Source organism: Micromonospora sp. NPDC003776, from assembly GCF_053605645.1.
In genome coordinates this window covers 1-2,241 of sequence record NZ_JBSGJR010000818.1, presented here as the reverse complement: position 1 = coordinate 2,241, position 2,241 = coordinate 1, and the positions used below count along the sequence as shown (strand labels likewise).

General features: G+C 74.6%; 3 protein-coding genes. 2 read left to right on the top strand and 1 reads right to left on the bottom strand.

From position 1 onward, the window contains the following. Both ACWEVO_RS35295 and ACWEVO_RS35290 read left to right on the top strand, forming a co-directional pair. On the top strand, positions 1 to 238 hold a 238-nt coding region (locus tag ACWEVO_RS35295), incomplete at its 5' end, for an adenosylcobinamide-GDP ribazoletransferase (protein ID WP_452311746.1). 64 nt (positions 239 to 302) lie between these two features. After that, the gene (locus ACWEVO_RS35290) at positions 303 to 1,595 is read left to right on the top strand and encodes a DUF2314 domain-containing protein (RefSeq protein ID WP_452311745.1); all 1,293 of its coding nucleotides are present in this window, start codon (positions 303 to 305) and stop codon (positions 1,593 to 1,595) included. A gap of 85 nt (positions 1,596 to 1,680) precedes the next feature. Here the strand turns inward: ACWEVO_RS35290 and ACWEVO_RS35285 are convergent. Then, positions 1,681 to 2,241: glycine cleavage T C-terminal barrel domain-containing protein (locus tag ACWEVO_RS35285; RefSeq protein ID WP_452311744.1), on the bottom strand; the 561-nt coding region annotated here is incomplete at its 5' end.

The window sequence follows — 2,241 nt, the reverse complement described above, 5'->3', positions numbered from 1 at the left end:
CCCCGTGGGACCGGTCCCACTGGTCGTCGGCGCGGCGGCCGTCGCGCTGCTGGCCGTGCCGGCGGTGCCGGGCCGGCCGTGGCAGGGGCCGCTCGCCGTCCTCGCCGCGCTCGCCGTCGCGGCTGCGCTCCTGCGGCACGTGGTACGCCGCCTCGGCGGAGTCACCGGCGACGTGCTGGGAGCCACCGTGGAGATCGTCACCACGCTGTCCTACCTGGGACTGGTGCTGTCCGGCTGAGCGTCACCCGTCCGGGCGGGTAGCGTTCTCAACCGACAGCACCGGCGGTGTCGAGGGGGACGGCATGCTCATCACGGACGACTTCCTGCCCGTACCGGTCCCGGAGTCGCTGGACGCGACCTATCTCGTACCCATCACCGGGCTGCCGAAGGTCAGCCCGAAGACCGCGGTCGCGGGGCTCGCCGGGCGGCTCGCCGAACCGGTGCACGGGCTGGCCAAGCAGATGCTGGACAGCCCACTGATGACCGTGGACACCCGGCCGATCAGCGAGTTCCCCGAGCTGCCGCCGGACCTGCTCACCGCCTTCGGCGCCACCGAGGAGCAGCTGGCCCGGCTGGCCGCCGCCACCCATCTGGTCGTGGTGCAGGCCGAGTACCGGCCGGGCTGGCCGCCGGCGCACGAGTGGGCGGCCCGGGCGGTGGCCGCGGCGGTCGCCGAGACGGTCGACGGGGACGTGGTGGACGTCTTCGGGCTGCAGTTCCTCGACCCGGCGGCCGCGCTGCGCTCGCTCCCCGACGAGCAGGGCCGGATCCGGCTGGTCGACTGGGTGCTGGTGCCGTACTCGTCGGACGCCGACGGGCTCTGGTTCACCACCAAGGGGCTGCGCCGGTTCGGGCTGCTGGAGTTGCAGGCCCAGGGGGTGCCGGACCATCTCACCCGGGCCTGGGGCGCGGTGATGACCGGTGCCGCGCGGCGGCTGCTGCGCGAGTGGACCGAGGGGCTGGCCGGCGAGGAGGTGCCGGCGTTCGTGCAGCTGCCGGTGCTGGCCACGGTGACCGGGCACGACATCGCGGTGGCGTACGGGAATCCGGAGCAGCACGGGGCGACGGCGCCGGTGCTGCTGGCGCTGGAGCTGGACCCGGCGACCGACCCGGACGCCGACTCGTTCCTGACCCTCCGCCCGCCGCCCGGGCACCCGGGGCCGCCCGGCCGCTACTTCGCCGCCGCCTGCGCCACCCTGTTCAACGGCATCCAGCCCGACGTCCGGTACGCCCGCCCGGGCGACGCGATGAGCAAGGCGATCGCCACCGCCCGGGCCGGGCTGGGCGACATCCGCGCCCGTTTCCTCGCCGGCCAGCTGCCCGCCGAGACCCAGCTCGTGGTCAAGTACGGGCTGCCCGGCGACGACGGCCCCGAGTTCGTCTGGGCCGGGGTGACCTCCTGGGACAGCCCGGAACGCATCGTCGGCGCCAGCGCCAGCGACGCCAACAGCGACCCCACCGTCCGGATCGGCTCCCCCGTGGTGGTGGAGGCGTCCGACGTGGTCGACTGGGCCGTGCTGGACACCACCGGCGTGATCGAGGGCGGCTGGACCCAGGCCGTCCTGGACGCCGGCGAACCCCCCACCGCCGACTGACCGCCCCCTCCCCAAGGAGTTGATCAAGGAGTTTGCGTCAGGATCCGGCCCGCCGGAGACGCAAACTCCTTGATCAACGGGAAGGTCAGCGGACGGAGGGCTGGACGAAGGGGGGACGGCGCAGGCGCATCTGGGCGCGGCGGCCCCGGATGTCGACCTCGACGACGTCGCCGTCGGAGAGGTTGGCGTCGGTGTCGATCAGGGCCAGGGCGATGCCCTGCTTCAGCGTGGGGCTGAAGGTGCCGCTGGTGATAGTGCCGACCTGCCGGTCACCGGCGTGCACCGTCATGCCGGGGCGCGGGATCGCCCGGTCCACCGCTTCGAGACCGCGCAGCGTACGCCGGGGGCCGGCGGCCTTCTCGGCGAGCAGGGCGTCCCGCCCCCAGAAGGCCGGCTTGTCCCAGCCGACCGCCCAGCCGGAGCGGGCCTGCACCGGGGTGATCTCCAGCGAGAGGTCCTGCCCGTGCAGCGGGTAGCCCATCTCGGTGCGCAGGGTGTCCCGCGCGGCCAGCCCGCAGGCCCGCAGCTCGTACGCGGCGCCCGCGGCGAAGAGCGCGTCCCACACGGCGAGCGCGTGCTCGGCCGGGGCGACCAGCTCGTACCCCAGCTCGCTGAAGGTGTCGCTGTCGGGCCTGCCGGCGAAGGC